The organism is Streptomyces sp. NPDC058678 (genome assembly GCF_042714835.1).
Classification (GTDB): domain Bacteria; phylum Actinomycetota; class Actinomycetes; order Streptomycetales; family Streptomycetaceae; genus Streptomyces.
Window position 1 is genome coordinate 54,112 of record NZ_JBHXSG010000033.1, and the last position, 25,410, is coordinate 79,521.

25 protein-coding genes and 1 pseudogene are annotated in these 25,410 nt (G+C 70.1%); 12 read left to right on the forward strand and 14 right to left on the reverse strand.

Features of this window, described 5'->3' with window-relative positions:
- Window positions 1-6 precede the first annotated feature (6 nt).
- Window positions 7-2,247, reverse strand: a complete 2,241-nt coding sequence (locus ACFWWR_RS27350) for a tetratricopeptide repeat protein (protein ID WP_383863245.1) — start codon at window positions 2,245-2,247, stop codon at window positions 7-9.
- Window positions 2,248-2,268: 21 nt separating this feature from the next.
- Window positions 2,269-3,168, reverse strand: coding sequence for an oxygenase MpaB family protein (locus tag ACFWWR_RS27355; RefSeq protein WP_384305819.1), 900 nt, complete (start codon window positions 3,166-3,168; stop codon window positions 2,269-2,271).
- 501 nt (window positions 3,169-3,669) lie between these two features.
- Here ACFWWR_RS27355 and ACFWWR_RS27360 point away from each other — a divergent pair.
- Window positions 3,670-3,861, forward strand: a complete 192-nt coding sequence (locus ACFWWR_RS27360; RefSeq protein WP_383863653.1) for a hypothetical protein — start codon at window positions 3,670-3,672, stop codon at window positions 3,859-3,861.
- Between the two features lie 799 nt (window positions 3,862-4,660).
- On the opposite strand, the gene ACFWWR_RS27365 is transcribed toward ACFWWR_RS27360, so the two are convergent.
- The 3 genes from ACFWWR_RS27365 to ACFWWR_RS27375 all read right to left on the reverse strand — a co-directional run bounded on the left by ACFWWR_RS27365 (window position 4,661) and on the right by ACFWWR_RS27375 (window position 5,328).
- On the reverse strand, window positions 4,661-4,828 hold the full coding sequence (locus ACFWWR_RS27365) for a recombinase family protein (RefSeq protein WP_383863251.1): 168 nt from the start codon (window positions 4,826-4,828) through the stop codon (window positions 4,661-4,663).
- A 69-nt stretch (window positions 4,829-4,897) separates the two neighbouring features.
- A complete protein-coding gene (locus tag ACFWWR_RS27370) occupies window positions 4,898-5,023 on the reverse strand; it encodes a hypothetical protein (protein ID WP_383863254.1) in 126 nt (41 codons plus the stop codon).
- Window positions 5,020-5,328, reverse strand: coding sequence for a hypothetical protein (locus ACFWWR_RS27375; protein WP_383863658.1), 309 nt, complete (start codon window positions 5,326-5,328; stop codon window positions 5,020-5,022). The genes ACFWWR_RS27370 and ACFWWR_RS27375 overlap by 4 nt, the downstream gene beginning before the upstream one ends.
- Between ACFWWR_RS27375 and ACFWWR_RS27380 the strand changes: the two are divergent.
- Window positions 5,327-5,757, forward strand: a pseudogene (locus tag ACFWWR_RS27380) (transposase); the annotation flags it as partial. The gene ACFWWR_RS27375 and the pseudogene ACFWWR_RS27380 overlap by 2 nt on opposite strands.
- Before the next feature lie 408 nt (window positions 5,758-6,165).
- Here ACFWWR_RS27380 and ACFWWR_RS27385 read toward each other — a convergent pair.
- Window positions 6,166-6,558 (reverse strand): nuclear transport factor 2 family protein, encoded by a 393-nt coding sequence (locus ACFWWR_RS27385; protein WP_286259155.1) that lies wholly within the window; start codon window positions 6,556-6,558, stop codon window positions 6,166-6,168.
- A gap of 125 nt (window positions 6,559-6,683) precedes the next feature.
- On the opposite strand from ACFWWR_RS27385, the gene ACFWWR_RS27390 reads away from it, so the two are divergent.
- Window positions 6,684-7,259 (forward strand): PadR family transcriptional regulator, encoded by a 576-nt coding sequence (locus ACFWWR_RS27390; RefSeq protein ID WP_384305822.1) that lies wholly within the window; start codon window positions 6,684-6,686, stop codon window positions 7,257-7,259.
- Window positions 7,260-7,329: 70 nt separating this feature from the next.
- On the opposite strand, the gene ACFWWR_RS27395 is transcribed toward ACFWWR_RS27390, so the two are convergent.
- Both ACFWWR_RS27395 and ACFWWR_RS27400 read right to left on the reverse strand, forming a co-directional pair.
- Window positions 7,330-7,632, reverse strand: coding sequence for a hypothetical protein (locus tag ACFWWR_RS27395; protein ID WP_384305825.1), 303 nt, complete (start codon window positions 7,630-7,632; stop codon window positions 7,330-7,332).
- Window positions 7,633-8,260: 628 nt separating this feature from the next.
- Window positions 8,261-9,067, reverse strand: a complete 807-nt coding sequence (locus tag ACFWWR_RS27400) for an SGNH/GDSL hydrolase family protein (protein WP_384305828.1) — start codon at window positions 9,065-9,067, stop codon at window positions 8,261-8,263.
- Window positions 9,068-9,187: 120 nt separating this feature from the next.
- Here ACFWWR_RS27400 and ACFWWR_RS27405 point away from each other — a divergent pair, with 120 nt between their 5' ends.
- Complete coding sequence (locus ACFWWR_RS27405) at window positions 9,188-9,481, forward strand: hypothetical protein (RefSeq protein WP_384305830.1); 294 nt, start codon at window positions 9,188-9,190, stop codon at window positions 9,479-9,481.
- A gap of 87 nt (window positions 9,482-9,568) precedes the next feature.
- Here the strand turns inward: ACFWWR_RS27405 and ACFWWR_RS27410 are convergent, their stop codons facing one another.
- Window positions 9,569-11,029, reverse strand: a complete 1,461-nt coding sequence (locus tag ACFWWR_RS27410) for an aldehyde dehydrogenase family protein (protein ID WP_384305833.1) — start codon at window positions 11,027-11,029, stop codon at window positions 9,569-9,571.
- Window positions 11,030-11,398: 369 nt separating this feature from the next.
- On the opposite strand from ACFWWR_RS27410, the gene ACFWWR_RS27415 reads away from it, so the two are divergent.
- Complete coding sequence (locus ACFWWR_RS27415) at window positions 11,399-12,343, forward strand: superoxide dismutase (protein WP_383863269.1); 945 nt, start codon at window positions 11,399-11,401, stop codon at window positions 12,341-12,343.
- A gap of 68 nt (window positions 12,344-12,411) precedes the next feature.
- Here the strand turns inward: ACFWWR_RS27415 and ACFWWR_RS27420 are convergent, their stop codons facing one another.
- On the reverse strand, window positions 12,412-13,893 hold the full coding sequence (locus ACFWWR_RS27420; protein ID WP_384305835.1) for an aldehyde dehydrogenase family protein: 1,482 nt from the start codon (window positions 13,891-13,893) through the stop codon (window positions 12,412-12,414).
- Window positions 13,894-14,113: 220 nt separating this feature from the next.
- Between ACFWWR_RS27420 and ACFWWR_RS27425 the strand changes: the two genes are divergently transcribed.
- A complete protein-coding gene (locus ACFWWR_RS27425; RefSeq protein ID WP_383863275.1) occupies window positions 14,114-14,905 on the forward strand; it encodes an IclR family transcriptional regulator C-terminal domain-containing protein in 792 nt (263 codons plus the stop codon).
- 254 nt (window positions 14,906-15,159) lie between these two features.
- Here ACFWWR_RS27425 and ACFWWR_RS27430 read toward each other — a convergent pair whose 3' ends face one another.
- The 3 genes from ACFWWR_RS27430 to ACFWWR_RS27440 form a co-directional block, all read right to left on the reverse strand.
- Window positions 15,160-16,071 carry an SDR family NAD(P)-dependent oxidoreductase gene (locus ACFWWR_RS27430; protein ID WP_383863278.1) on the reverse strand — a complete coding sequence of 304 codons (912 nt, stop codon included), beginning with the start codon at window positions 16,069-16,071 and terminating at the stop codon, window positions 15,160-15,162.
- A 143-nt stretch (window positions 16,072-16,214) separates the two neighbouring features.
- Window positions 16,215-16,853 (reverse strand): response regulator, encoded by a 639-nt coding sequence (locus ACFWWR_RS27435; RefSeq protein ID WP_383863623.1) that lies wholly within the window; start codon window positions 16,851-16,853, stop codon window positions 16,215-16,217.
- On the reverse strand, window positions 16,850-18,505 hold the full coding sequence (locus ACFWWR_RS27440; protein ID WP_384305838.1) for a GAF domain-containing sensor histidine kinase: 1,656 nt from the start codon (window positions 18,503-18,505) through the stop codon (window positions 16,850-16,852). Before ACFWWR_RS27440 ends, ACFWWR_RS27435 begins: the two co-directional genes overlap by 4 nt.
- Window positions 18,506-18,875: 370 nt before the next feature.
- On the opposite strand from ACFWWR_RS27440, the gene ACFWWR_RS27445 reads away from it, so the two are divergent.
- Entirely contained in the window at window positions 18,876-20,516 is a 1,641-nt protein-coding gene (locus ACFWWR_RS27445; RefSeq protein ID WP_383863284.1) for an AMP-binding protein, read from the forward strand.
- 14 nt (window positions 20,517-20,530) lie between these two features.
- On the opposite strand, the gene ACFWWR_RS27450 is transcribed toward ACFWWR_RS27445, so the two are convergent.
- Entirely contained in the window at window positions 20,531-21,184 is a 654-nt protein-coding gene (locus tag ACFWWR_RS27450) for a GntR family transcriptional regulator (protein WP_384305841.1), read from the reverse strand.
- Window positions 21,185-21,259: 75 nt separating this feature from the next.
- On the opposite strand from ACFWWR_RS27450, the gene ACFWWR_RS27455 reads away from it, so the two are divergent.
- From ACFWWR_RS27455 to ACFWWR_RS27475, 5 genes are all read left to right on the forward strand, one after another.
- Window positions 21,260-22,009: a PIG-L deacetylase family protein gene (locus ACFWWR_RS27455; RefSeq protein WP_384305843.1), complete on the forward strand. Its 750-nt coding sequence runs from the start codon at window positions 21,260-21,262 to the stop codon at window positions 22,007-22,009.
- Complete coding sequence (locus ACFWWR_RS27460) at window positions 22,006-22,344, forward strand: hypothetical protein (RefSeq protein WP_384305845.1); 339 nt, start codon at window positions 22,006-22,008, stop codon at window positions 22,342-22,344. Before ACFWWR_RS27455 ends, ACFWWR_RS27460 begins: the two co-directional genes overlap by 4 nt.
- 144 nt (window positions 22,345-22,488) lie before the next feature.
- Window positions 22,489-23,526, forward strand: coding sequence for a PDR/VanB family oxidoreductase (locus ACFWWR_RS27465; RefSeq protein WP_384305847.1), 1,038 nt, complete (start codon window positions 22,489-22,491; stop codon window positions 23,524-23,526).
- 121 nt (window positions 23,527-23,647) lie between these two features.
- Window positions 23,648-24,694, forward strand: coding sequence for a Rieske 2Fe-2S domain-containing protein (locus tag ACFWWR_RS27470; protein WP_384305850.1), 1,047 nt, complete (start codon window positions 23,648-23,650; stop codon window positions 24,692-24,694).
- Window positions 24,691-25,407: an alpha/beta hydrolase gene (locus tag ACFWWR_RS27475; protein ID WP_383863298.1), complete on the forward strand. Its 717-nt coding sequence runs from the start codon at window positions 24,691-24,693 to the stop codon at window positions 25,405-25,407. The genes ACFWWR_RS27470 and ACFWWR_RS27475 overlap by 4 nt, the downstream gene beginning before the upstream one ends.
- Window positions 25,408-25,410: the final 3 nt, after the last annotated feature.

Genomic DNA, 25,410 nt, shown 5'->3' on the forward strand with positions numbered 1-25,410 from the left:
TCGGGGTCAGTGGCCGCCCGACGCCCGCTGCTGCCGCAGCACCGCCACCTTCCGGTACAACTCGACCGCCTCCGCGCCCCGGCCCAGCTGTTCCAGGCAGTGGGCCTCGTCGTTGCGGCTGGCGAGGGTGTCGGGGTGGTCGGGGCCGAGGACGCGTTCACGGGCGGCGGCGACGCGCCGGTACTCGGTGAGCGCGTCCGGCCAGCGGCCGAGCCAGCCGAGGCCGACGGCGACCTCGCGGTGGCTGACCAGGGTGTCCGGGTGGTCGGGGCCGAGGACGCGCTCGCGGACGGCGCACACGTCGCGGGACTCGGCGAGGGCCTCCTCCCAGCGGCCGAGGCGGCCGAGGTTGACACCGAGGCCGTGCCGGGCGCGGAGGGTCTCGGGGTGGGCGGCGCCGTGGACGCGGGTGCGGTCGTCGATGAGGTCGCGGTAGAGCTGGAGGGCCTCCGCGCTGCGGCCGAGGCGGCCGAGGCTGATGCCGATCTCGTAGCGGGCGGCGAGGGTGTCGGCGTGGTCGGGGCCGAGGGCCTGGGCGCGGGCCTCGGCGACCTCGCGGTAGGTCTGCAGGGCTTCCGGCCAGCGGCCCAACTGGCCGAGCGCGTAGGCGACCTCGTAGCGGGTGACCAGGGTGTCGGGGTGGTGCGGGCCGAGGACGCGGGCGCGGGCGGCCGCCACCTCGCAGGCCATGCGGTACGAGTCCTCCAGGCGGCCGAGTCTGCTGAGGTTGAAGGCGAGGTTGTGGCGGCAGCGCAGGGTGTCGGGGTGGTCGGCGCCCATGGCGCGCTCGCGGGCGGTGAGGACGGAGTTGTAGACCTGGTGGGCGTCGAAGTGGCGGCCCAACTGGCCGAGGACGTACGCCATTTCCTGGCGGGCGGCGAGGGTGTCGGGGTGGTCCGGGCCGAGCGCGATGCTTCTGGCCCGGGTGACGTGCTTGTACTCGCGCAAGGCGTCGGCGGCGCGGCCGGTGCGGCTGAGGGTGAAGGCGACCTCGTAGCGGCTGGCCAGGGTGTCGGGGTGGTCGGGGCCGAGGAGGTGTTCGCGTTCGGCGGCGACCGCGCGGTGCACCTCGCCGGCCTCGGCCCAGCGGCCCAGCCGTCCCAGACTGAGCCCGGCGTTGTGCCGTCCGGCGAGTGCGGTGACCGCTTCCGCGGAGGGGGTGGGCGGCGCGTCCGGTACGGGTTCCTCGGTCCGTCCCGTGAGGGAGCGCGCGATCCACTCGCCGGTGAGGCCCGCTCCGGCGTCCGGGGGCGTGGTGCCGAGGCCGGCGCCGGTGGCCTTGTGACCGGTGGTCATGCCGCGCGTCCACGAGGGCAGGCGCACCTCACGGGGGCGTGCGGGCTCGGGCGGGCCGAGGTCCGGCTGCGGGGTGACGACGGTCGGCACGTAGGCGGGGGTGGTCCGGCCCGCGTCGATCCGGCGGCCCAGCTCCCTCGCGTCGTGCGGGCGTTGTCCGGGCTCCTTGGCCAGCAGGTCGAGGATGACCTGGTCCAGGTAGGCGGGCAACTCGGAGCGGTGGCTGCGTGGCGGGCGGGGCGGCGTGTCACGGTGTCCGATGAGGACCGCCCAGGCGTCGTCGAGGTCGAACGGCGGCGCCCCGGTGGCGATCTCGTAGAGCACGCAGCCCAGCGAGTACAGGTCGCTGCGCTGATCCACCTCGTCGCCGCCGATCTGCTCCGGCGACATGTAGTGCGGGGTGCCCATCGCGATGCCGGTGCCGGTCAGCCGTGAGGTGAAGCCGATGTCCGCGCCGAGCCGGGCGATGCCGAAGTCGCAGATCTTCACCGTGCCGTCGGTGAGCCGGACGATGTTCGCGGGTTTCAGGTCGCGGTGCACGATGCCCTGCCGGTGCGTGTACGCGAGGGCGGCGGCCACCTGGTCGGCGATCTCGACGACGTCGGCCACGGGCAGCGGGTGCTGCTTGTTGTCCTCCAGGAGCTGGCTGAGGTTACGGCCCTCCAGGAGCTCCATGACGAGGTAAAGGACGCCGTCGTACTCTCCGAAGTCGTGGACGACGGTCACGCCCCGGTGCTGGAGCGCGGCCGCCACCCGGGCCTCGCGCCGGAACCGCTCTCTCAGGACCCGGGTGAAGGCCTGGTCGTGCTGCGCACCCAGCGGTTTGAGGCACTTCACGGCGACATGCCGGCCCAGCGACTCGTCCCGCGCCCGCCAGACCTCGCCCATGCCACCGCGCCCGATCACGTCGAGCAACCGGTACCGGCCCTGGATAAGCCTGCTGTCCCCCATCTCCTGCGACCGCCCCCGTCGTCACCGCGCCCCACCCTCCCCTGACTCGTCCAGTATGGCGAGCTGTCGTCCGAGTTTGTACGGCGCAGGTCGGGAGCCCGGGCCCAGGCGGGCCATGGCGCGCAGAATGTGTTTGGGCGGGAGTTGCCAGCGCAGACGTGCGGGGATGCAGCGCAGCAGGGTGCCCGTGGCGCGCAACTGGCGGGTGACGGTGGAGGGTTCCGGGGCCGGCCTGCCGTACAGCTCGTGGGCGTACGGCGGCAGGGCGGCGTACGCCAGGTGCGCCACGCGCCGCCACAGCACCCCGCGCGCCGGGATGAGGAGAGGGTGCGTCGGAGGGCGGAGGAGCAAGTCGTCCACCGCGCGTGCCTCTTCTCCGGCGGCGAGTTCGGGCCGGACCTTCTCGAAGTAGGCGTTCATCCCGGCGCGGTCGGCCGGTACGGCGTCCGGGTCGAGGCCCACCAGGCGGGCGCTGACCCGGTGCTCGGCTATGTAGCGGTCGGCCTGCGCGTCGGTGAGCGGGAAGCCGGAGCGGCGCGCCACCTGCAGATACGAGTCGATCTCGGCGCAGTGCACCCACAGCAGCAGCTCGGGTTCGTCGACGCCGTAGCGTTCACCGGTGTCGGGGTCGGTCGCCCCCAGTTTGCCGTGGATCTTCCGGACCCGGGCGCCCGCCTTCTCGGCGGCCTCGGTGGTGCCGTACGTCGTGGTGCCGACGAAGCTGGCGGTGCGGAACAGCCGGCCCCAGGCGTCCGCCCCGAAGTCCGAGTTCTGCATGACGCCCCGGACCGCGCGCGGGTGCAGTGCCTGGAGGTAGAGCGCACGAACGCCCGCGACCCACATCATCGGATCACTGTGCACCTGCCAGGTCACCGAGTCGGGACCGAAGAGACCTGGGTCACCTGAACCGGGTTCGGCCATGTCAGCAGTATGACCAGGATCGACAGTCGGCACCAGGCACCGTTTGTGACCTGCACTGATGCCAACGAGGTTCTGCGACTGGAAGTACAGAATCAGAGAGACAGTTGGCACTTTGGTACACCGCAGGTCAGGGGTGGTTCGCCGGGAACTTCAGGCCTCTCCGGTGATGATCCGTGCGGTGATGCCTCCAAAGGACCACGCCGCAGACCCGAAGCGCACTGACAGCCGCGGCGAGGTCGGCGGCTTGTCGTAGGGCCATCAGCTCGCCGCGGTCGAGGGAACTCCGCGCCCCGAAGATCTCGCGCGCCTCGGCGGATCCACGCGCGACAGCAGGCAGAGCAAGCTGCCCGGGTGGTCAGCATCTCAGGTGCCGGCGCCACCCGTCCGCCGTTGCGTGATCTTGACCCACGGGATCCTCGGTTCATTTACTCAAGGCATGGCACACCCTTGTCGCACCCCTCCGTAGGCTGGTCGCGAGGTACCGGTGACAGGAGGGGCAAGGTGGCCCGGAAACCCAAGATCGATCAGCGCGTGATCGAGAGCGCCAAGGACATCGTCAAGGGCTATGAGCGTGCAGCCCGGCGGAATCCGATCCGCGTGCCGATCCAGACGGACGCGACTGCCGAGGGAGTCTCCATGGCCGGCCGTGACGCCATTGAAAGCAATCCGGTCCTGGCCCGGCTACTGCTGTGATTGGACGTCCACGCCGCGTACTCCGCATCGACCAGCACGGCCGCGGCCTCCACGACACTGCGCAGGGCCTGCTCCAAATCCAGCTCCACGGCACGGTTCAGCGCTGGCAATCCAGGGTCACCAGACCTCGTCTACGCCAAGGACCGCAAGCTCCCGCCGTGCTACGGCGACGCCGAGGCCACCACCACACTGCGGGGCCTCTACAACCAGGCGGGCCATCAGTTCGTCGTCGTTCACCGGTTGCTCCTCCGGCTGAAGGCCACCGACCCGGCGCTGACCTCCAAGACTCCCCCCCTGATCTCAACCGTCTCCTGGGGCCACCATGACCGCCGACACCACGACCAGGGGCCAGTCGAACCTGCCCGGGGTCGGCTGAAGTGGCTCCGGGCGCCCTCGACTGTCAGCGCATGCGTTGGCCAACGGTCACGAGGCGGGTACTCCTGTTAGAGGGCGGTACGTGATCTGATGTCAGATTCGGTGTCGCCCTGATCGTGTGGCTATCGGGACTCTTGGCCCGTCGACGCGCTTGGCAGTGATGGAGTGACGGGGTGAGCGACCGCAAGTCCTACAAGAGCGACTTGTCCGACGAACGCTGGGCGCTGATAGGGGTAGCGCCGAGGTAAGCCCAAAGCCGCCAGTACTTGATCTTGAGGCCCTTGGTGATTCCTCTGCGTCGCCAAGGCCGCGGCCGTGCGCTCGTCGTGCTCGCGCAGCATCCGCATCACGGTCGCTGGGGACGGACGTTGGCCTCTCTTCTTGCCGGTGGTGATGACGAGGCGCTTGGCGATGTTGCGCAGGCTCATCTCCTGCTCGCGCAGGTGGAGGCCATAAAGAGCATGGCCTCGTCTGCGACGCTGGCGCCGCCGATGGTCTTGCCGCGTTTCCGCGCCCTCTCGTGGCCCTCCAGGGTTCGGTCGCGGATGTACTCGCGCTCCATCCCGGACATGGCCGCCAGCACGGTGAACACGATTACCGGAGGGATCGTGGGAGCCCTTAAGCTCCCCGGTGAGGAACTCCAGACCGACGTCGCTGGCCTTCAGCTCCTCGGGAGGGTGACGCGTACACCGGAGGAGCGGATCTCTCCGGCGAGTTTGACGGCGGCCTCCAGTTCGGGGCGCGTGGTGGCGCGGGTGGAGATCCTCTCGGAGAAGACCCGGGTCACGCCGGCCTCGGCGAGGGAGTCCAGCGTGCGTCCAGGGACTGCCGGGCGGTCGAGGCTCGGGCGTAGCCGAGGCGGACGTGGCCGACCGGCTCGGCGCCGGCGCTCACGGGCCATGGAATGTCCCAACCATCATGACGAAGACGCTGAGCGCCTTCGCGCGCGGAGGGCGGATCGTCAGGCGCCAGGCGGGCACCGATGTCGCCCATGACGACCAGCACACCGTCGGTGAACGTCCGCCTGGTCTCGTCCGCGCAGCGCCCGATCTCGTCGAGCAGAGGCGGCGGACGGGCAGCCGTCCTCGACATCCGTGTGCGGGTGCGGCACTTGGTGTGTCGCACGCGCGGCTACCGGCAGCCCTTCCGCGAGCAAATGCCCGGAGTGTTTGAGCGTCACCAGCGACGCACGGCCCGTCTGACCAGGTAAGTCAAGGCTGTGGTGAAGGAGTTAGCGGGCCGGGCGGGATCTCGTTTGCTGGCGATACTCGCGGCGGGCCTGCTCGCCACACGGCCCTGCGCGCCCTGCTGCGCATCCCGTTGCCCACCGGGCGGACGCCCCGCGTGATCGGCGTCGACGACTTCACTCTGCGCCGGCGGCACCGCTATGCCACCGTGGTGATCGACGCCGAGACCTATGAGCGGATCGACGTGCTGCCCGACCGCACCGCCGACACGCTGGAAGCATGGCTGCGCGAGCATCCGGGCGTCGAGGTCGTGTGCCGTGACGGCTCCGTCACGTCCCTGGCGAGCGCGAAGAAACGCTCGACGCGGGCGCGGTTGCTGAGGAAGGCGTCCTCCAGGGCGTCCGCGGCGCCGGCCCAGTCGGCGGGCAGGGTCACATCGTGCCGGCCGGGTACCACGGCGCGATACGGGTCGTGCTCCTGGACGAACAACAGTGAGTCAGCGACGCCCAGCTTCTCGAACAGCCCGCGCAGCGTGTACGGCTGGACTTCCAGGCCGACTCCGGACAGCTGGTGCAGCGCCGTCTCGAACTCGAAGCGGCCTCGTCGAAAGGAGGTGGCGCAGCCGCCGGGGACGTTGTGGCGCTCCGCCAGGAGGGTGCGCAGCCCAGCGTTGGAGGGTGGCGGCGGTCAGTCCGGCGTTGCCCCGCGCCGATGATCACCGCGTCACAGTCCGTCGTCGTGGTTACTGTTCAGCGGCCTCTCGGGCGATCTGCTCGAACTGGGCGCCCATGGCCTCGCCGAGCGCCTGGGCGGCGGAGAGCGGGCGCACCATCACCGTGAACTCGTCGATCTTCCCGTCGTCGTCGAAGTGCAGGAAGTCGCATCCCTGGAGTTGCTTGCCGGCGACGGTGGCGGTGAAGACGAAGGCGTGATCGCGGCCGTCGGGGTTGGCGATCTCACGGATGTAGGTGAAGTCCTCGAAGACCCGGAGCACGCCGCGCAGGATCGCCGCGGTGATCGCCTTGCCCGGGTACGGCTTGAAGGTGACGGGGCTGGTGAAGACGACGTCGTCGGCCAGCAGAGCGGCCACGGCGTCCAGGTCGCCGCTCTCGACGGCCTTGCGGAAGGGATGCATGAGCCCACCTCTGATACTCAGCAATATGAATAGGTGTGATGGAGATTAGAGGGCCTGTTATGGCTTGTCTACAGGGAAGGAGTGACTACTAGTCACGTTGTTGATTAATCTGCTAGCGTGCATCCATGGCTTTGCGGAACGCGGTGATGGCCGCGCTGTTGGAGGGCGAGGCGTCCGGGTACGACCTCGCGAAGGCGTTCGACGCGACGGTCGCCAACTTCTGGATGTCGACGCCTCAGCAGCTCTACCGGGAGCTGGATCGCATGGAGGCCGAAGGGCTCGTCACGGCCCGCGTCGTCGAGCAGAAGCGCCGCCCCAACAAGCGACTGTTCTCCTTGACGGAGGCCGGGCGGAAGGCCGTCCACGCCTACACCGCCGAGCCCTTGGGTAAACCGGCGGTGATCCGGGACGAGTTGCTTGTCAAGGTGCAGTGCCTGGACGCGGGCGACATGGAAGCGGTCCGGACCGCCATCACCGAGCGCATGGAGTGGGCCACCGCCAAGCTGGCCCGCTACGAGCGGCTCCGGCAGCGCCTGCTCGACGGGCGCTCTGAGGAGGCGTACCTCGCCGAGGCCGAGCGCATCGGCCCGTATCTCACCCTGCTGCGCGGGATGTCGTTCGAGCGGGAGAACCTCCAGTGGGGGGACATGGCGCTGCGCAGGCTCGAACAGCGCACGACCGCGCTCCGGGCCGACGGCTGACTGCGGCGGCCCCACCCACACAGTTAGTCAACAAAGTGAGGAGCTGGAAGGTCGTGAGCAGCCCGGCCTCTCAGGGGTCGTCGGTCTGTGTCCGAGCGAGGACCGACTGCGGTTCCTTGTCGGCGGGATTGCGATGCGGTCCCTTGCGGTCGTAGAACCGGGTCACGCCGAAGCCGAAGAGACACGCGACCGCGAGTCCCAAGCCCAGGATCACCCAGCCTCGGGGCAGTCCGGCGTCGCCCTGGGCGTCGTAGTAGAGGATGGAGCGGACGACGCCGGTGATCTGACGCAGGGGCTGGAACTCGCCGAGGGTGCGGTGGAAGCCGGGGAGTGCCTGGAGGGGGACCGTGGCGCCGGACGTCGGTACCGCCATGGCGATGTAGAAGATCGTGATGAACAGCCATACCCGGCATGAGCGTGCTGCTGAGGGCCAGGGTCTGTACCCGGGTCGCCCGCAGTAGCGGGCTGTGGATCCGCAGCGTGCCCATGTCGCTGTGGGTGTAGCCGAGGGCGTGGTCCACCTGGCCGCTGATGACATCGGCGGCGAGCATGCCGCAGACGACGAGGACGAGCGAGTAGGAGAAGGCACTCAGGCCCAGGCCGCTGTGGGAGTCGAGCGGATGCCCGTCCCCGACCTGTGCCACGGTCGGGTCGGTCAGCAGCAGGAGCACGGCAACGGCCAGCTCTGCCTGAGCGGTCAGCTCCCTGCCTACCTGCGCATAGGCCGACTGGCCAGCACGGTGAGTGTCGGGCGGACGGCGTTGCGCGCCGCCTCGGGGCTGGTGAGTGCGGCGACGGTGGAGGTGAAGTCGCGGGGCGACGAGGGCGCCGAACAGCTTGCCCTTGCCGAGCTCCTCCGTCATCTCCTTCTCGTCCACCACCTTCCAGCCGATCCTGTCTCCACCCTGGGAGGACTTTTGATCGACTGGACGATCCGCACTCCCGAGGTCGGTCTGCTGCCACCGGCCGAGGAGCCGCCGGCGTCGTCGCAAGCCAGAGCATCACACCGATGGGGAGGTGTCCCCAGCGGACGCGGCCACCGGAAGCAGCGCCGGCCGCTTGGCCTGGCGGCCGTCGCCGGAGGAGCGGCCACGCAGGCGGCGGCCGACCCAAGGGCCGAGGAAGGTGCCGGCCCAGCGCACTTCGGCACCCACGGTCCTCCAGACAGAGATGTCTGTCCCCTCGGCCGGAAGGGGAAGGGTCCACTTGTCGTCGCTGCCCGGCAGACCGAGCGCCTGGGCCACGGCAGCCGCGATGCGCGCGTGTCCCAGCGGGCCGGCGTGCAGCCGGTCAGCACTCCACAACCGCGGATCGGTCGCCGCCGCGTGCGCGGCCGTCTCCGCCACCACCACGCCGTGGCGGTCGGCGGCCTCCCGGATGCGCGCGTTGAGTGCGAGAACACGGTGACCGATCGGGCGGGCCAACGGCGTGATACGCCCGACATCGGGAAACATGAGGGTCGCGACGGTGGCGCCCTGCGCCGTGAGGGCGGCGAACATCGCCTCAACATGCCCGGCCACCTCGTCGAGGTCGCAGCCCGGGCGCAACGCATCGTTGACCCCAGCCACCACGGTGGCGAGGTCGGGCCGCATCGCGAGAGCCGGAGCCAGCTGCTCGGCGCGCACCTGACCGGCTTTACGGCCGCGCACCGCGAGGTTGGCGTAGAGCAGGCCGGGGCTGTGGCGGGCGACCTGCTCGGCGAGCCGGTCCGCCCAGCCCCGAAAACCACGGACGTCGTCGCCGTCCCCGAGCCCCTCGGTGTGACTGTCACCCAGGGCGACATAGCGCAGATACCCACTGCTCGACACGGGGCCGACCGCCTCTCGTCAACGCTGCTGATGGAAGTGGCACACGGCCATCGCTAAACAACTAGGCACCTAGTTGCATTGTTGAATATGACGATAGCTGCGGGCTCACCTTCCTGCAAAGTGACGCCGCTCAGGCAGGTGCTGAGGCCGTCGAGGGCGGTCCACCGCCTCGGTCCCACGCCGATCTCACCGCCTATTCCCTCTTCAGACCTGAGCACCGACCACGGTCTGCGCTGGCACCTGAGCGCCCGGGTCGTCAACGGCATGCACAACGAGGACGCGGTCGGCTTCACCACCGCCCGCCGTTTCGCGCCGAACCGCCCGTACGGGGTCACCTTCAACGGTGGCGTCCACGGCCCGGGCGACGACGCCTACTGCCAGGCCGCCATGCCCCCGGCTCACTCCGGCTCTTAAGAGCCGGGGACGGAGTTCTCCCGGCCGATCCGGCCGGGAGGGCCCGCCGGCGGCGGCCGGGCGCTCGGAGCGGGCCCTGTCGAGGGGTCAGACGAGGGAAATAACGACCGACTTGGTCCTCGTGTACGCCTGCAGCGCCTCCGGCCCGGATTCGCGTCCGTAGCCGGACTGCTTGACGCCGCCGAAGGGCACGGCGGGATCGAGCATGGCCCAGTCGTTGACCCAGACGATGCCGGCGTCCAGTCGCGCGGCGACCCGATGGGCGCGCGCCAGGTCGCCGGTCTGCAGACCGGCGGCGAGTCCGTACGGCGTGCTGTTCGCCAGCGCGATCGCCTCTTCCTCGGTGTCGAAGGGCTGGACGGTCAGGACCGGGCCGAAGATCTCCTCCTGGACGGTGCGGGCGTCGTTGTCCAGGCCGGCGATGACGGTGGGCTTGTAGTAGTAGCCGCCGTCGAGTTCCATGCGCTCACCGCCGACGACGACGCGGCCGCCGTCCTCGACGGCCGCTTTCACGAAGCGCTCGACGTTCTCCACGTGCCGCTCGCCGGCCATCGGCCCGACGACGGTGGCCGGGTCGAACGGGTCGCCGACGGGGACCGCCGGAACCGCATCGGCGAGGATGCCCAGCGTGGTGTCGTACAGGGACCGGTGGACCAGCAGCCGGGGTCCGCCCATGCAGAACTGTCCGGTGTTGAAGACGAAGGCCTTGATGATCGCGCCGATCGCCTTCCCGACGTCGGCGTCCTCGAAGACGATGTGCGGCGCGTTGCCACCCAACTCCATGGTGACCGGCTTGAGTTGCTCGCCGGCCGTGCTCGCCGCCAGGCGGCCGACCCTCGTCGACCCGGTGAAGGCGATCTTGTCGACGCCCGGATGACGCAGCAGTGCCTCACCCAGGACGGGGCCGCTGCCGGTGACGACGTTCACCACACCCGCGGGAACGCCGGCGTCGGCGAGGATCTCCGCCATCAGCAGCGCGCTGAGGGGGGTCTCGTCGGCCGGTTTGTGGACGATGGTGTTGCCGGCCGCCAGGGCGGGGGCGAACTTCGACGTGCTCAGGATCAACGGGAAGTTGAACGGGGTGATCGCCCCCACCACGCCGATGGGCTCCCTGCGGGTGTAGGCGTGGGAGGGTATGGGGAGCTGCCGCGTGGCCCCGTCGAGGCTCTGCGCCTGCGCCGAGTAGTACTCGTACGTCTCGGCCACGGTCTCCACGTCGACCGCTCGGCTGAGCGAGACGGGCTTGCCGACGTCGAGGCTCTCCACGGCGGCGAGCTCGTCCGCCCGTTCGCGCACCAGATCGGCCACCCGGTGCAGCACGCGGGCGCGCTCGCGGGCCGGCGTCCGGGGCCACGGCCCCGCGTCGAAGGCCTGGCGGGCGGCGGCCACCGCGACGGCGAGATCGGTCCCGTCGGCCTCCGCGACCGTGGTGACGACTTTGCCGGTGGACGGGTCGATGACGTCGCGCCGCTCCTTGGACTCCGCGTCCCGCCACTCTCCGCCGATGAACAGCCTGCCCGGTTCGATGTGCGGTCGCTGCACGCTCATGGCCCGCTCGCCCTCCCGGTGCGGCGCTCAGCCGTCACCGTGCTCACGCCGGTCGCGCCACTGCGGCCGGCAGGTTTTCGGATGATGGCCCAGCGGTGCCCGCCTGGACAGAGACCCGGGAGATGAGCGCCGGAAGTAAGGACGAATGACGTATCCCGGGCACGACGTTCAGCCTTGTCAGGTCGGCCTGCTGTCGAGTGGCGCGCCTTCGCGGTCCGTGCTCCCACCGGCCCGGCAGCTTTCCGTCCGATGGACCGAGGAGAGTCAGGACATTCGTCGCTGTGCACAGGTACTTGAACTCTCAAGAATTGGTCCAGGAGCCCAGCCGGACCGGCACGGCCCGTCTTGTTTTCCGTGGAAGGACGATCGATGACAAGTTCTCTCGCACGCAGGCAGCTTCTCGGCGCGGGCATCGCCCTGGGAGCGACGGCCCTGATCGGTGGTACGGCACAGGCCGCCCCGGGCACGGCCAGATCCTGGCCCGGGGAGTTCTCGCTGCCCAACGGCTGGGGGCCGGAGGGAGTCGCGATCGGCTCCGCGCCATACGCCTACTTCGGATCGATCGCCACCGGCGGCGTGTACCGGGTGAACCTCACGAGCGGCAAGGGCAAGGTCGTCCACCGCGGCCTGGGGCGCATGACGGTCGGCCTGAAGGTCGACTCCTGGGGCCGGCTGTTCCTGGCCGGCGGCAGCAGTGGCGAACTGCGGGTCGTCGACGCCCACAGTGGTGCGCCGCTCGCCAACCACGTCGTCGCCGGAGAGAACAGTTTCGTCAACGACGTCCTGCTCACCCGCGACGCCGCCTGGTTCACCGAGTCGTTCAGTGCGCGGCTTTTCAAGCTGCCGCTCGGCAGGAAGGGTCGTATCGGCGCCCCGGAGAGCCTTACGCTGAGCGGTGACTGGGTGCAGTCCGGTTTCACGTCCAACGGCATCTCACTCACCCCCGACGGCAGCGCCCTGCTCGTCACCAACGCGGCCGTGGACGGCGGTTCGCTGATGCGCGTCAACCCCCGCACCGGCGTAGCCCGCAAGGTAGACCTGGGTGACACCACACTGCCCAGCGGCGACGGGCTGGTGCTCATCGGCCGCACTCTCTACGTGGTCCAGCCGGGCAGCAACCAGGTGGACGTGATCCGGCTCAACCGGTCGGGTTCGCGGGGTACCAGGATCGGCGTAATCAAGGACGACCGCTTCGACGAGCCCACCACGGCCGCCGCCTACAGGGGTCAGCTGTACCTTCCCAACTCTCGCTTCACCACCCCGAACCGGGACGAGAACACCTCCTACAACGCGGTGTCCGTGTCCCTGGTGTGACGTACGGCCAGAGCACGGCTGGACCCCGCCCGCTCGAAGTGGGTGGGGTCCAGCCGTACGTGCCGCTCCTATCCGTGCGTCGTGATGGTGTGCGCTTCGGTGAAGGAGAGCAGGCCCTCGGGGCCCATCTCGCGTCCGATACCGCTCTGCCGGAAGCCGCCGAACGGAGCCCGGTCGTCGCACGCGACGGCGTTGGCGTGGTTGATCCAGGTGGTACCGGTACGCAGTCGTTCCGCGAGGGCGGCCGCACGGGCGGGATCGCCGCTCCACACCGAGGAGCACAGTCCCGACCAGTCGTTGTTGACCCGGTCCACCACGGAATCGATGTCGTCGAAGGGCAGGATCGGCAGGGCGGGACCGAACTGTTCCTCGGTGACGATCCGCAGGCCGGTGTCCGGGTCGAGGACGAGGGTGGGGCGCAGGAAGTGACCCTTGGAGGTGGCCGCGCCGGGGGCCAGGGTGCCCAGTTCGCGCACCTCGGCTCCGGCTCCGGCCGCCTGGGCGAGCATGGCGGCCACCTTGTCGCGCTGGGCGGCGCTGTTGAGGGGGCCCATGGTCGAGGCAGGATCGTCTCCGGGCCCCACACGCTGGGTGTCGAGGGCGGAGGAGAGCGCGTCGACGAGTTCGTCGTAGCGGGAGCGGTGGACGTACACCCGCTTGACGGCCATGCAGACCTGGCCGCTCGTCAGGAAGGCGCCCTGGACGAGCCGTCCGATGTGCTCCTGGTCCAGTACGGCGTCGTCGAGGACGATCGCGGGGTCGTTGCCGCCGAGTTCGAGCGTCACCGAAGCGAGGTTCTGTGCGGCGGCGGCCATGACGTGCTTGCCGGCGGCCGTGCTGCCGGTGAAGACGATCTTCCGTACGCGAGGGTCGGTAAGCAGCGGGGCGACCGCTTCGTTGCTGCCCGTCACGACGTTCAGCACCCCGGCCGGGAGCCCTGCGGCGAACAGCTCCAGCGTGCGCACCATAGCCAGCGGCACGGTGGGCGGGGGCTTGACCACGGCCGTGTTCCCGGCAAGCAGCGCGTACGGCAGGCTCGCTCCGAGGATCGCGATCGGCCAGTTGAACGGCACGATGACGGTGACCACGCCCATGGGGAGGCGGTGGATGTGCGAGGTCAGCGGCGGGCCTTCGAGGCGCCGTACCTGGTCGAGGGAGTCGGCGAGGTCGATCGCCGCCCGCGTGCGCGCGACGAAGACGCCCATCTCTATCTGGCTCTCGAAGGAGATCTTGCCGTTCTCGCGGGTCATCAAGGCCGCCCGCTCGGCCTCGCTTCCCTCGAGCAGGGTGAGCGCCTCACTGATGATCTCCGCTCGCCGACGGGCGGGCATCGCGGCCCAGGCGGGGAACGCGGCATCCGCGGCCGCGACCGCCGCGCGGGCTTGCTCGGGGGTCGCTGCGGCTGCGTGGCCGACGACCAGGTCGGGGGCGGCGGGGTTGTGGACGGCCGTCCACTGCTCGGTCTCGACTGTCTTGCCGTCGATGATCAGTCCGGTCCGGACGGGCGCCGCCCCGGTCTCCTGCGGTGCTGTATGGATTCTTTCGGACATGCGACTCTCCAGGAAAGATCAAGAAGCGCGGGAAAGAAGGACTTGCGACGCCTGGCGGACAATCATCCGTATGGCGGACATGGTGGGCTCAGGGTCACTTTGGACAATTGACCGTGTCAACCCCTCGGATGCGGAAGCCTCGCTGGCACCGCTGTCCGCATCACGGACAAACGTTAGGCTGACCGGTTAGAGACCACCCCGACCGCAGCCGAGGAGCCACGTGCCACGCCACGGAACAGGACCGGATTTCATCGAGGCACTGGCGCGGGGGCTGGAAGTCATCGCCGCGTTCCGGCCGGGGCACCCGCGGATGTCGCTGGCTCAGGTCGCCGGCGCCACCGGACTCGCCAGGCCGACCGCCCGGAGGATTCTGCTGACTCTGGAGGAACTCGGCTATGTGCGCTCGTGCGAGACAGGGTTCGCGCTGACCCCCCGGGTGCTCGAACTCGGGGTCGCCTACGTACGCTCCATGGGCTTGTGGGACATCGCGCGGCCCCACATGGAGCGGCTGGTGGAGCGGACCGACGAGTCGTGCTCCGTGGCTCAGCTGGATGGATCGGACATCATCTATGTGGCCCGGGTGGCCGTCCCGAAGCTGGTGACCCTGTCGGTGCAGATCGGAACGCGGTTTCCGGCACTGCAGACCTCCCTGGGAAAGGTACTGCTGGCGGCCCTGCCGGCCGATGAGCTGGAAGGGGTGCTCGCCGAACCCTCGCGCTCGGGGCTGACGCCGTGCTGGCATCCCGACCCCGGCGAACGCGACGCGGTCCTGCGCGAGGTGCGGGCACGTGGGTGGGCACTGACGGACCAACATCTGGCGCCCGGCATTCGGTCGGTCGCGGCCCCGTTGCGTGACGGCTCCGGCCAGGTCATCGCGGCACTCAACGTCAACTGCCACGCGGCCGAAACATCGGTCGAGCGGCTTGTCGAGGAGCATCTACCGCTGCTGTTGCAGACCGCGGGAGACATCAGCGCGGATTTCGCCCGCGTCGCCGCCGTCCCGCAGACCTGAGCAGCCACTGCCCCTGGCACGGACCTGAGGGCCGTAAGGGGTCCTTGCACTATGAGCGCCCGATCAGGTCGCGTGGTCTGGTGCCGTGCATCGCAAGGCGCCGGAGCGCCCTCGATGGGGTGCCCCCGCTCGAGCGAAGTCGAGAGTGGGGGAGGAGCCACGTGGGCGTTTCGGCAACGCGGCGAGGTGCGGTGCCAGGCCGCGCGACCCGGGCGGGCATAGTGCAAGGACCCCTAAGAGGGGCCGCGTGCGCGTCACGCCTCCTCAACGGCTTCCAGATCGAGGGGTGTGGGCCTGAAGTCCTGGAGTCGGTCCGCATAGGCGCCTGAGAAGAGTTCCGCGACCGATCCGGCGGTCCAGCCGCCCTGCCCGAACCGCTCCTCGACCTCACCGGGGTGCGTCCACAGGGCGATCCGGTCGCCTCCCGCCGCGATGGCCTGACCGGTGACGTGGGCCGACTCCTTGGACGCGAGGTACACGATCACCGGTGCCACGTCTTCCGGCGATCCCAGCCCCTGCCTCCGGATGGCGTCGGGAACGGGCTCCCCGGCATCGACCTTCGCCACGAGGTCACCGACCCGGGGCATGGTCGCCACCATGCGGGTCAGCGCGGTCGGCACGATGGCGTTGACGGTGACATCGATCTTCGCGAGCTCGAGCGCCCAGGTGCGCGTCATCGCGACGATCGCGCCCTTGGATGCCGAGTACGCGGTCTGGCCGAAGCTGGCGCGCTGCCCAGCCGGTGATCCCACCAGGATGAGCCGACCGCCCTCGCCCTGTTCGCGGAAGCGGGCAGCCGCCGCGCGACCGCAGGTGAACGTACCGCGCAGATGGCTGTTGACGACGAGGTCGAAGTCGTCGTCGGTGGCGTTGCGCAGGGTCCGGTCGCGCAGCGCACCGGCGTTGGTGACCATCACGTCCAGTCGGCCGAACTCGTCGACCGCGCGCCGCACCAGCGCGTCGGCGAACTCGGAACCTCCGACCGCACCGACATGGGCGACGGCCGTTCCGCCCGCGTCCGTGATCAGGTCGACCGTCTCCGTGGCCACATCGGCGTCCAGGTCGTTCACGACGACGGCGGCACCCGCCGCGGCCATCGCGCGAGCATAGGCACGTCCCAGGCCTCGGCCCGAACCTGTGACAATGGCGACTTTGCCGTCGAGCATGCTGTCCTCCTGAACTGGGGGCGATAGGGCGACTCCCCTGAGCGTAGGAACGCCTGGGCCCGTGAGGATCCCGCTGATGACGGCACCTGCGGCCGACCTGTGTCCCGGCCGGTCCGGGACATCCGTCGCGGTCGGCAAGGCGGTCAGCCCTTCGGAGGCACCAGTCCTTGCCGCACCGCGAGCAACGCGGCCTGGGTCCGGGAGGTGAGCCGGAGTTTGCGCAGGACGTTGCTCACGTGGGTGCGGGCGGTGCGCTCGCTGATCACCAACTCGTCGGCGATCTGCTGGTTCGACCGTCCCTCGGCGACGAGGACGAGGACGTCGCGTTCCCGGCTGGTGAGCGAGGCGAGCCCGGTCGGCGGCGAAACGATCTCCTGGGTGAGTCCCCTGGCCACCGCGGGGTCGAGGAAGACCTCGCCCCGGGCGGCCGCGCGGATCGCGGCGACCACTTCGCCCGCTTCGGCGTCCTTGAGCAGGTAGCCGGCGGCTCCCTGGGCGAGTGCCGCGTGAACGCGTTCCATCTCGCCGAAGCTGGTGAGCACCACGACCCGGAGACCGGGGTGGCGCTGCTTGATCGCTCCGATCGCGGTCACCCCGTCCATCTTAGGCATGAGCAGGTCAATCAGGACCACGTCCGGCAGTTCCCGGTGGGCGGCCATCGCGTCGAGCCGGGTGAGTGCCTCCTGGCCGTCGGCGGCCTCCGCGGCCACTTCCATGTCGTCCAGGACCTCGAGGTAGGCACGGATTCCGCGGCGTACGACGGCGTGGTCGTCGACGATCAGGACCCGGACCGGGCGGGGTTCTCCGCTTCTCGGAGCGAAACCGCCGACGGGATGCTCCGTGCTCCCTCCGAGTCCGGGGGCGACTCCGGCACTCGTACCGGAAGGGGCATGACGACCCGTACGGTCGTGCCGCTCCTCTCGTCGGATCTGATCCTCATGGTGCCGCCCCATCGCTCTGTCCTTTCCCGCATGGTCGTCAGTCCGTAGCCGTGGTGTCCGGTGGCACCGGTCGCCTCGCCGTCCTCGTTCTCCGGTGCGGCCCGTCGCCCGCCGGATTCCGCGATTCCGCGTCCGTCGTCGCGGATGGCGGCGGTCAGTGTGTGGTCGTGTACGGCGAGGCGGATGGTGACGGTGGTGGCTTCCGCGTGCTTGACCACGTTGTGGATGGCTTCCGCGACGATCCGGTACATGTCCTCGGCCAGTTCCGGTTCGACCGTGTCCACTTGTTGTCCGAACTCCAGCCGGATGCTGAGGCCCGTCCGGTTCTCGGTGCTTTTGACAAGCGTGGTCACCGCGTCCTCAAGGCCGAGCCGGAGGGAGGAGGAGGCTGGACGCAGTTCGTGCACCATGGCCCGGAGGTCGGCGAGGACGGTTCGCGAGAGAGTCCCGACTTCGTCCGCGAAGGCGCGGACCGCTTCCGCCGACACCGCTTCGCCCCGCGCGCCCAGCACCCCGGCGGCGTTGGCCTGCATACCGATGGAGAACACCTGCTGGACGATCGAGTCGTGCAGGTCGCGGGCGAGGCGCTGACGCTCGTTGCGGCGGGCACCCTCGCGCTCACGCTGGAGCAGCGTGGCGTAGTCGACGGCGAGGGCAGCGTGTTCCGCCATGGCGGCGAGGAACTCCAGTGTCCGGCTACCGATCTCCTGCCCGGGGGCGAAGTAGGCGTTCAGTACCCCTTCGGGACGACCGCGCGCCATCAACGGCACGCTGACGAAGGAGTCCCAGTTCAGCTCGCCGAGGTAGCCGTGCAGCGGTTCCCAGGCCGGGTCCTCGCGGATCTGGGCCCACCGGTGCGGGACGACGATCGGCTTGCGTTCCTTCAGGGCGTCCAGCATGGACAGCCGGGCGCCCCGGTCACGGCACTCCAGCAGACGGTCGAGGAACCCGTCCCAGTGGCGCAGCCCCGCGGAGCCCATCAGCCGCAGTTCCCGGCCGGTGCTGTCGAGGGTGAGGATCTGCACGCCGGCCAGGCCGTCCGCCTGGACGATCTGCTGGGCCACAGCGTCCAGTGTGGAGCCGAGCGAGCCCTCCGAGGCCAGTGCGATCGACGTCCGGGCGATCGCCGCGATCCTGCGCTGCCGGTGCCATTCGTCGGTGACGTCGCGGAATGACACCACCGTGAACTTCGGGTCGGCCGGCAGACTGCGGGCGCGGTACGCGAACTCACGTCGGGGTCCGCGGGCGGGCTCCCAGTGGGCCACCTGCTCGTCCGACCGGACCTCCAGCAGCCCCGCGCGGCACTCGGCGGCTCCCTCCACCAGGGTGAACGGGGACGGCGCACCGATGAGGTCGCCCTCTGCTTCCGCCCGAAGCAGCGCGGCCGCCGCCGGGTTCAGCCGTACGAACCGGCCCACGCAGTCCAGAACGGCGAGTCCGTCCGGCGCGACGGCGGCGATGTCGTCCCACCCCACGAGCGGCGACGCGGACATGACCGATCTCCCTCAACATCGACGAAGAACCCGCCCCGCAGACCTGCTGTGCGATAGGGACGCGTTCGAAAACCGCGGGCCTGCGTCGTACGCGTCGGCCGGTTTGGGGACGAAGGCGACTTGCGCCCGGCCACAGCATCGTAGCCCGGCGTATTCGAGGTGGTCCTACGTCATTCGACCTGTTCGTCGGCAGGTCGAAGCGCCGAGCCGCTTCAGTCATTGCTCGCGTTCCCCGCGGGGAGGGCGCCTGCCTAGGTTGAGAGGACGCCCCGCGGATCGTTACTCCCCCGAAAGGATCCGCGGGGCCCTACGAGCGGCCTGCTCGGCCGTGCGCTCCGCGTAAGCCATCGAGGACGAGGAGGTCCGAGACGTGAACGTGTCCATCGGCACGATCTGGGAGGCGGTCTGCCGCGCGCTGCCCGACGCCGTCGCCATCACGGAACCCGGCCGTGAGACCACGTACCGCGACTTCGACGAGCGCGCGTCACGGCTGGCCGCCGCACTGGAATCGGCCGGAGTGGGCGAGGGAGACACCGTGGCCTGCTACCTGTTCAACGGGGCCACCTACCTGGAGACGGTCTTCGCCGCCTTCAAGCTCGGTGCCGTACCGGTGAACGCCAACTACCGCTACACCGGCGAGGAACTTTCCGAACTCCTGACCGACGCCGACGCCGCCGCGGTCGTCTTCAGCGGCGCCCTGGCCGACCGCGTCACGCATGCCGCGAAGCATGTGCGCACACTGAAGCTGCTGGTGAGGGTGGGCGAGCCGCCCGCCGACGGTCCGGGCGGGCCCGCGGTGCCCGAACTGGAGGAGCTGCTGACCGCGCACGCGCCGCGCGAGCCTCAGCGACGGCCCGGAGCGGACCAGCTGTTCATGTACACCGGCGGGACCACGGGCAAGCCGAAGGGCGTCATATGGCAGCTGAGCGACCTGCTGCGCGCCCACGTGGTCCCGTTCTACCACCCGCTCGGAGTCACCGAACTCCCCGCAAGCCTCGACGAGGCCGTGGCCATCGCCGTCAAGGCACGCCACGAAGGCCGCGCGCCGACCACGATGCCCGTCGTACCCCTGATGCACGCCACCGGGCTGTTCAACACCATGGGCGCCCTGATGACAGGAGGCCGGGCGGTCACCGCACGATCGGGCGGCCTCGACCCGGAACATGTCTGGCACATGATCGCCGAGCAGCAGGTCGATACGGCCATCATCGCGGGCAACGCCGTGTGCCGCCCGCTCGTCGACGAACTCCTGCGGGCTGAGAAAGCCGGGACGCCGCACGACCTGCGCTCGTTGCGCAGGATGATCAGCTCCGGCACCGCGCTCAGCGATCCGCTCAAGAGGGCACTGCACGAACGTGCCGACGTCACCATCACCGAAGCCATCGCATCGAGCGAAGGGGGCCCTTTCGCCTTCGCGATCACCTACTCGGTAGAGGATCTGCCCTCGCGTTTCCGCCCCGTTCCGGCGACGCGGGTGATCGGCTTCGATGACCGCTTTCTCGAACCAGGCAGCGACGAGACGGGCGTCCTCGCCTATTGCGGGCCCATGCCGCTCGGCTACTACAAGGACACCGAGAAGAGCGCGAAGGCGTACCGCACCATCGAGGGGGTCCGGTACGCGATCCCCGGCGACCTGGCTCGACTTGAGGCCGACGGCGCGATCCGGTTCCTCGGACGTGGTTCGGGCGTGATCAACACGGGCGGGGAAAAGGTGCACCCGCAGGAGGTGGAGAACGTTCTGTTGGCGCACCCCGATGTGTCGGACTGTGCCGTCGTCGGCGTCCCCGACGAGACCTGGGGCGAGCGTGTGGCGGCCGTCGTGGCGGTCCAGCCGGGCAGTACCGTCACCGGTGACGAACTGCGCGACCTGGTCCGGCAGAGTCTCGCCGGGTACAAGGTGCCGCGTTCCATCGTCCTGACGGACAGACTGCCGCGGACCCCGACCGGCAAGCTCGAGACCGCCTGGGCCAGGAAGACGGCCCAGGAAGCCGGCGCGGGCGACGGTATCTGACCGTGGCTTCCGCCTCAGCTCGCGCGGTGCCGGCGTGCTTCGAGCGTCCGGAGGGCCTCCACCACACTGGCTACATGGTCCCGCATGGCCGCTTCGGCCGCCGTCGGGTCCTTGGCGACGATCGCCTCGATGATCCGCTGGTGCTGGGGCAGCGACACACGGGCCCGCCCCGGCACCGGGGAGAGCACGAATTGGTGCCGCACCACCTGGGCCCGCAGCCGTTCGAGAACCTGGTCGGCCGTCTCATGGCCGGCGATGTCGCGCACACAGCGGTGCAGACGGGCGTTGAGGTCGCTGTACGTCATCAGTTCGCCGTCGGTGACCGTCCTAGCCATGCTCGCGCCGATGCCACGCAGTTGTTCGGCCTGCGCCCGGCCGACCCGCTCCGTCGCACGAGCGGCGATCAGCCCCTCCACGACCATCCGCACCTCCGTGATCCGGACGGCCTCGGCGAAGCTGTTCTCCCGGACGCGCGCTCCGCGGTTGCGCTGGATCTCGACCAGCCCCTCCGCCGCCAGCAGCCGGAGTGCCGACCTGACGTCGGCGCGGCCGGCGCCGAACCGTTCGCAGAGGTCCGCCTCGATCAGGCGCTGTCGCGGCACGTACTCACCGCTCAGGAGCGCGTCCCGGACCGCACCGGTGACGTCGGTTTCCACAGGAAGGCTCACGGTGCTCAGTCGCCCTCCACAGGGCACGGCACTTCGCATCACGTCGCCCACCCCACTCGATCCCAAGGAGTCCTGATGACCTCCCACACCTCCACTCCGTCCGAAGGGGCGCTGCTGGTGATCAGCGCGCACGCGGGCGACTTCGTCTGGCGGGCCGGTGGCGCCATAGCCCTCGCCGCCGAACGCGGTCAGCGCGCAAAGGTGTTGTGCCTGAGCTTTGGTGAGCGCGGCGAGTCCGCCCGTGCCTGGCGGGACGGTCTCGCCCTGGACGAGATCAAGGCGCTGCGCCGCACCGAAGCCACGAACGCCGCGGCCGCCCTGGGCGCGGAGATCGAGTTCCTGGACGCCGGGGACTACCCGCTGCTGGAGACACCGGAGTTGGTGGAACGCATCGTGCGCGTGTACCGGGAGGTGGACCCCGCGGTCGTCCTCACCCACACCCTCGCCGATCCCTACAACGGCGACCATCCGGCCGCCGCCCGCATGGCGCTCCAGGCACGCGTGCTGGCCCAGGCGGTCGGCTACGACGCGCCCGGCGTACCGCTCGGCGCTCCCCCGGTGTTCTTCTTCGAGCCGCACCAGCCGGAGCAGTGCGACTTCAAGCCGAACGTCCTGCTGGACATCACCCCGGTCTTCGACAAGAAGCGCAAGGCCATGGAGTGCCTGGCCGCCCAGCAGCACATGTGGGACTACTACACCGACCTCGCCAAGCGGCGCGGCGTCCAGCTGAAGCGCAACGCCGGCCCCAACCTCGGCCTCTCGCACGGAACCATGGGAGAGGCGTACGTGCGGCTCTACCCGCAGACGACGGGTGTTTTGGCGTGACGGCACAGGGCGGGACGGGTGTCCGTGGGGCTACGCACATCTGGGTCCCCTTCCGGGACACGTCCCTTTACGTGCAGTTCGCGGACGAACCCGACGGGGCGAACGGACCGGCCCCGACGTACGACCGCTGGAGCCTGTTGGCCGATGCTGTCGCCGAGGACGCGCTGACACGCGACGACCGCTACGGCGTACCGATGTGGCGCACCGACGTCCGACAGCTGCACGCCGTCGTGGAAGCCCTCTGGAACGAGGACGACAGCCAGGTGCGGATACATCTCGACCAGGCTCCGCAGCTCGACGGGCGTGCCGGGATACCCGGCCCGCGCGACGGATGACGTAGTCGGGGCCACGACCATGCGCCGCCCCGATCCGGTCATTCGAGCGATGACCTGGGCGTTGTCCGGTGGCTAGCGTCGATCGTGGCGCCGCCGACCGCGGCCGGAGCGATCCCTGCCGACCGTACCGAGGAGATGACGAACGTGACGAGCCCCCCCACCGCCGCCCCGGATACGCACACCCTCGGTTTCGCCGAGGCCGGAACGCCGTCCGCCGCCCGGCGCGGCACCGAGTTCGAAGGCACCGCCACCGTATTGGCCCGCCAGACGGTGGCGGATGGGGTCGTGTCGCTGGAGCTCGCAGCGAGCTCCGGCGAACCGCTGCCGCCCTGGCAGCCGGGAGCACACATCGACGTCGTCCTGCCCACGGGCGTCACCCGGCAGTACTCGCTCTGCGGCCCGGTGAAAGACACGGCCCGCTGGCGCGTGGCGGTGCTCCGAGAGCCCGACGGACGCGGCGGATCGCAGTGGATCCACGACCACCTCGCGGAGGGCGGCGAACTCCGGGTGCGCGGCCCGCGCAACAACTTCCCGTTGCGGCCGGCGGCCCGGTACCTGTTCGTCGGCGGCGGCATCGGCATCACCCCCCTGCTCCCGATGATCGCCGAGGCCGAGGCGGCGGGGGCCGAGTGGTCCCTGCTCTACGGGGGCCGCACGCGCGCGTCCATGGCGTTCCTGCCCGAACTGGAGGGCTACGGCGAGCGCGTGACCGTACGTCCGCAGGACCAGTACGGTCTGCTCGACCTCGCCGGTTACCTCGGCGATCCCGACCCGTCCGCCCTGGTGTACTGCTGCGGCCCCGCAGGGCTCATCGACGCGGTTGAGGCACACTGCGCCGGCTGGCCGGTCGGAGCGCTGAACGTCGAGCGGTTCGCCGCGGCGGACGTGCGACAGGCGGCTGACGATGAGGCCGAGCAGCCGATCGAGGTGGAACTGCGGGCGTCCGGGACGACGCTGACCGTGCCGCCCGGGCTGTCGGTCCTCAAGGCCGTGGAGCAGGCGGGCGTCCTTGTCCTGTCGTCCTGCGAGGAAGGCATCTGCGGCTCGTGCGAGACCTCCGTCCTGGAGGGCGAGGTCGACCACCGCGACTCACTGCTCACCGAGGACGAGCGCGCCGCGAACGACACGATGCTGATCTGCGTCTCCCGGGCGCGCGGCGGACGCCTCGTCCTGGATCTCTGACACCCCCAACTCGGTCCGGACAGCGCCCTGTCGGTCGCAAGCGGACCGGTACACCTCAGTACCCATCACCGACCCGGCACACGCCCGAGCCGGACGGCCGACGCCGAAGAAAGGACCCGCGATGACATTGACACAGCATGTGCGCAACGGCTGGTACCTGGGAGCCTGGTCCGACGAGATCGGCCGAACCCTCAAGCAGCGCTGGATCACCGACATCCCGGTCTGCTTCTACCGGCTGCCCGACCAGACCGTCACGGCCGTCGAGGACCGCTGCCCCCACCGCAAGTACCCGCTGTCGCTGGGCCACCTCGACGACGACGGAACCCTCCAGTGCGACTACCACGGCTACCGCTTCGACGGCCAGGGCGTGTGTGTCGGGGTCGCCGAGCAGGCCGACAAGCCCAAGGCGGCACTGCGCCGCTTCCCCCTGGTCGAGCGGGACGGCGCCGTATGGATCTGGCCCGGGGACCCCGAACTGGCCGACGAGAGCCTCCTGCCCGACACCTCGTGGCTGAACGACCCGAACTGGACCCATGTGCACGGGGTCGTCCCGCTGAAGGCCCGGCACCTGCTGCTCCTGGAGAACCTGCTCGACCTCACCCACGAGACGTTCCTGCACCCGACCAGCATCGGAAACGCCGCCGTCGCCGCGACCCCGATCGACGTGACGGTGGACGGCGACCGGGTCGGCTTCAGCCGCCGCATGATCGGCATCGAGGCGCCGCCGTTCTACGAGAAGTCCTGCGGACTGACCTCTCCGGTGGACCGCTGGCAGGACGGCGACTTCTACCCGCCGGGCATCTTCGTCCTCAACATCCGCGTCGCGGCCACCGGCACCGAGGAGCCGGACGGCTTCCACATGAAGGTGCTGTACGGGATGACGCCGGGGCGCGGCAACGAGACGCACGACTTCTACGCGCTCGGCCGCGACTACCTCATCGACGACCAGGAGCTCACGAAGTTCCAGCACGAGCAGCAACTGGCCGTGATGCAGGAGGACGTCGACGCCCTGGAGGCGCAGGAGATCATGTACGCCACCGACCCGGGCGGCACCGCCGAGTCCAGCATCAAGTCCGATCTCGCCGCACTCCGCGGACGCCGGGCGGTGGCGAAGATGCTCACCCGCGAACGGCAGGCCGGCGGCACGCGTCCCCGGGCGTCCGCATGAGCGGCCGCCACGTCTTCGTACTGCTCCACGGAGCCTGGCACGGCGGCTGGGTGTGGCAGCGTGTCGCCCCGCTGCTGCGCGCGGCCGGACACGATGTGCACACCCCCACTTTGAGCGGGGTGAGCGACCGCGCCCATCTGCTGAGTCCGCAGATCGGACTCGGCACGCACGTCGAGGACGTGGTGGCGCTGATCGAGGCCCACGACGCCCGGGATGTCGTGCTCGTCGGCCACAGTTACGCGGGCCAGGTCGTCACCGGCGTCGCGGACCGGATCCCGGACCGGCTTGCGAAGCGGGTCCACCTTGACGCCTTCGTCGGCGACGACGGTGACGCGGCGATCGATCTGCTGCCCGACCGCATCGCCGGGCACTACCGGGAGTCCGTGGCCGGGCCCGGGTTCGGCTGGCTCATCCCGGTGCGTTCGCTGAGCGTGCTCGGCGTCGAGGACCAGGCGGACCTCGACTGGCTCGGCCCGCGACTGACCCCGCACCCGTGGCTGACCTACACCGAGCCACTGCGGCTGACCGGCAAGGCCGACCAGGTCCCCGGTGCCTTCGTCGAGTGCACCGACTGGATGCGGGTGTTCACCCCGCACGCCGAGCGCGCCGCCGCCCGCGGCTGGCCGGTCCACGAGATCGCCACCGGACACGAAGCGATGGTCACCGCCCCCGGCCGACTCGCCGAACTGCTGCTGGAGATCGCGGCAGCCTGACCC

Coding starts and splice junctions, on each gene's coding strand:
- ACFWWR_RS27390 (WP_384305822.1), top strand. CDS start 6,684: ATGGCTTTGCGGAACGCGGTGATGGCCGCGCTGTTGGAGGGCGAGGCG.
- ACFWWR_RS27475 (WP_383863298.1), top strand. CDS start 24,691: ATGAGCGGCCGCCACGTCTTCGTACTGCTCCACGGAGCCTGGCACGGC.
- ACFWWR_RS27355 (WP_384305819.1), bottom strand. CDS start 3,168: ATGGCCGAACCCGGTTCAGGTGACCCAGGTCTCTTCGGTCCCGACTCG.
- ACFWWR_RS27470 (WP_384305850.1), top strand. CDS start 23,648: ATGACATTGACACAGCATGTGCGCAACGGCTGGTACCTGGGAGCCTGG.
- ACFWWR_RS27385 (WP_286259155.1), bottom strand. CDS start 6,558: ATGCATCCCTTCCGCAAGGCCGTCGAGAGCGGCGACCTGGACGCCGTG.
- ACFWWR_RS27440 (WP_384305838.1), bottom strand. CDS start 18,505: ATGTCCGCGTCGCCGCTCGTGGGGTGGGACGACATCGCCGCCGTCGCG.
- ACFWWR_RS27375 (WP_383863658.1), bottom strand. CDS start 5,328: ATGTCGAGGACGGCTGCCCGTCCGCCGCCTCTGCTCGACGAGATCGGG.
- ACFWWR_RS27455 (WP_384305843.1), top strand. CDS start 21,260: ATGACCTCCCACACCTCCACTCCGTCCGAAGGGGCGCTGCTGGTGATC.
- ACFWWR_RS27410 (WP_384305833.1), bottom strand. CDS start 11,029: ATGAGCGTGCAGCGACCGCACATCGAACCGGGCAGGCTGTTCATCGGC.
- ACFWWR_RS27430 (WP_383863278.1), bottom strand. CDS start 16,071: ATGCTCGACGGCAAAGTCGCCATTGTCACAGGTTCGGGCCGAGGCCTG.
- ACFWWR_RS27415 (WP_383863269.1), top strand. CDS start 11,399: ATGACAAGTTCTCTCGCACGCAGGCAGCTTCTCGGCGCGGGCATCGCC.
- ACFWWR_RS27395 (WP_384305825.1), bottom strand. CDS start 7,632: ATGGCGGTACCGACGTCCGGCGCCACGGTCCCCCTCCAGGCACTCCCC.
- ACFWWR_RS27420 (WP_384305835.1), bottom strand. CDS start 13,893: ATGTCCGAAAGAATCCATACAGCACCGCAGGAGACCGGGGCGGCGCCC.
- ACFWWR_RS27350 (WP_383863245.1), bottom strand. CDS start 2,247: ATGGGGGACAGCAGGCTTATCCAGGGCCGGTACCGGTTGCTCGACGTG.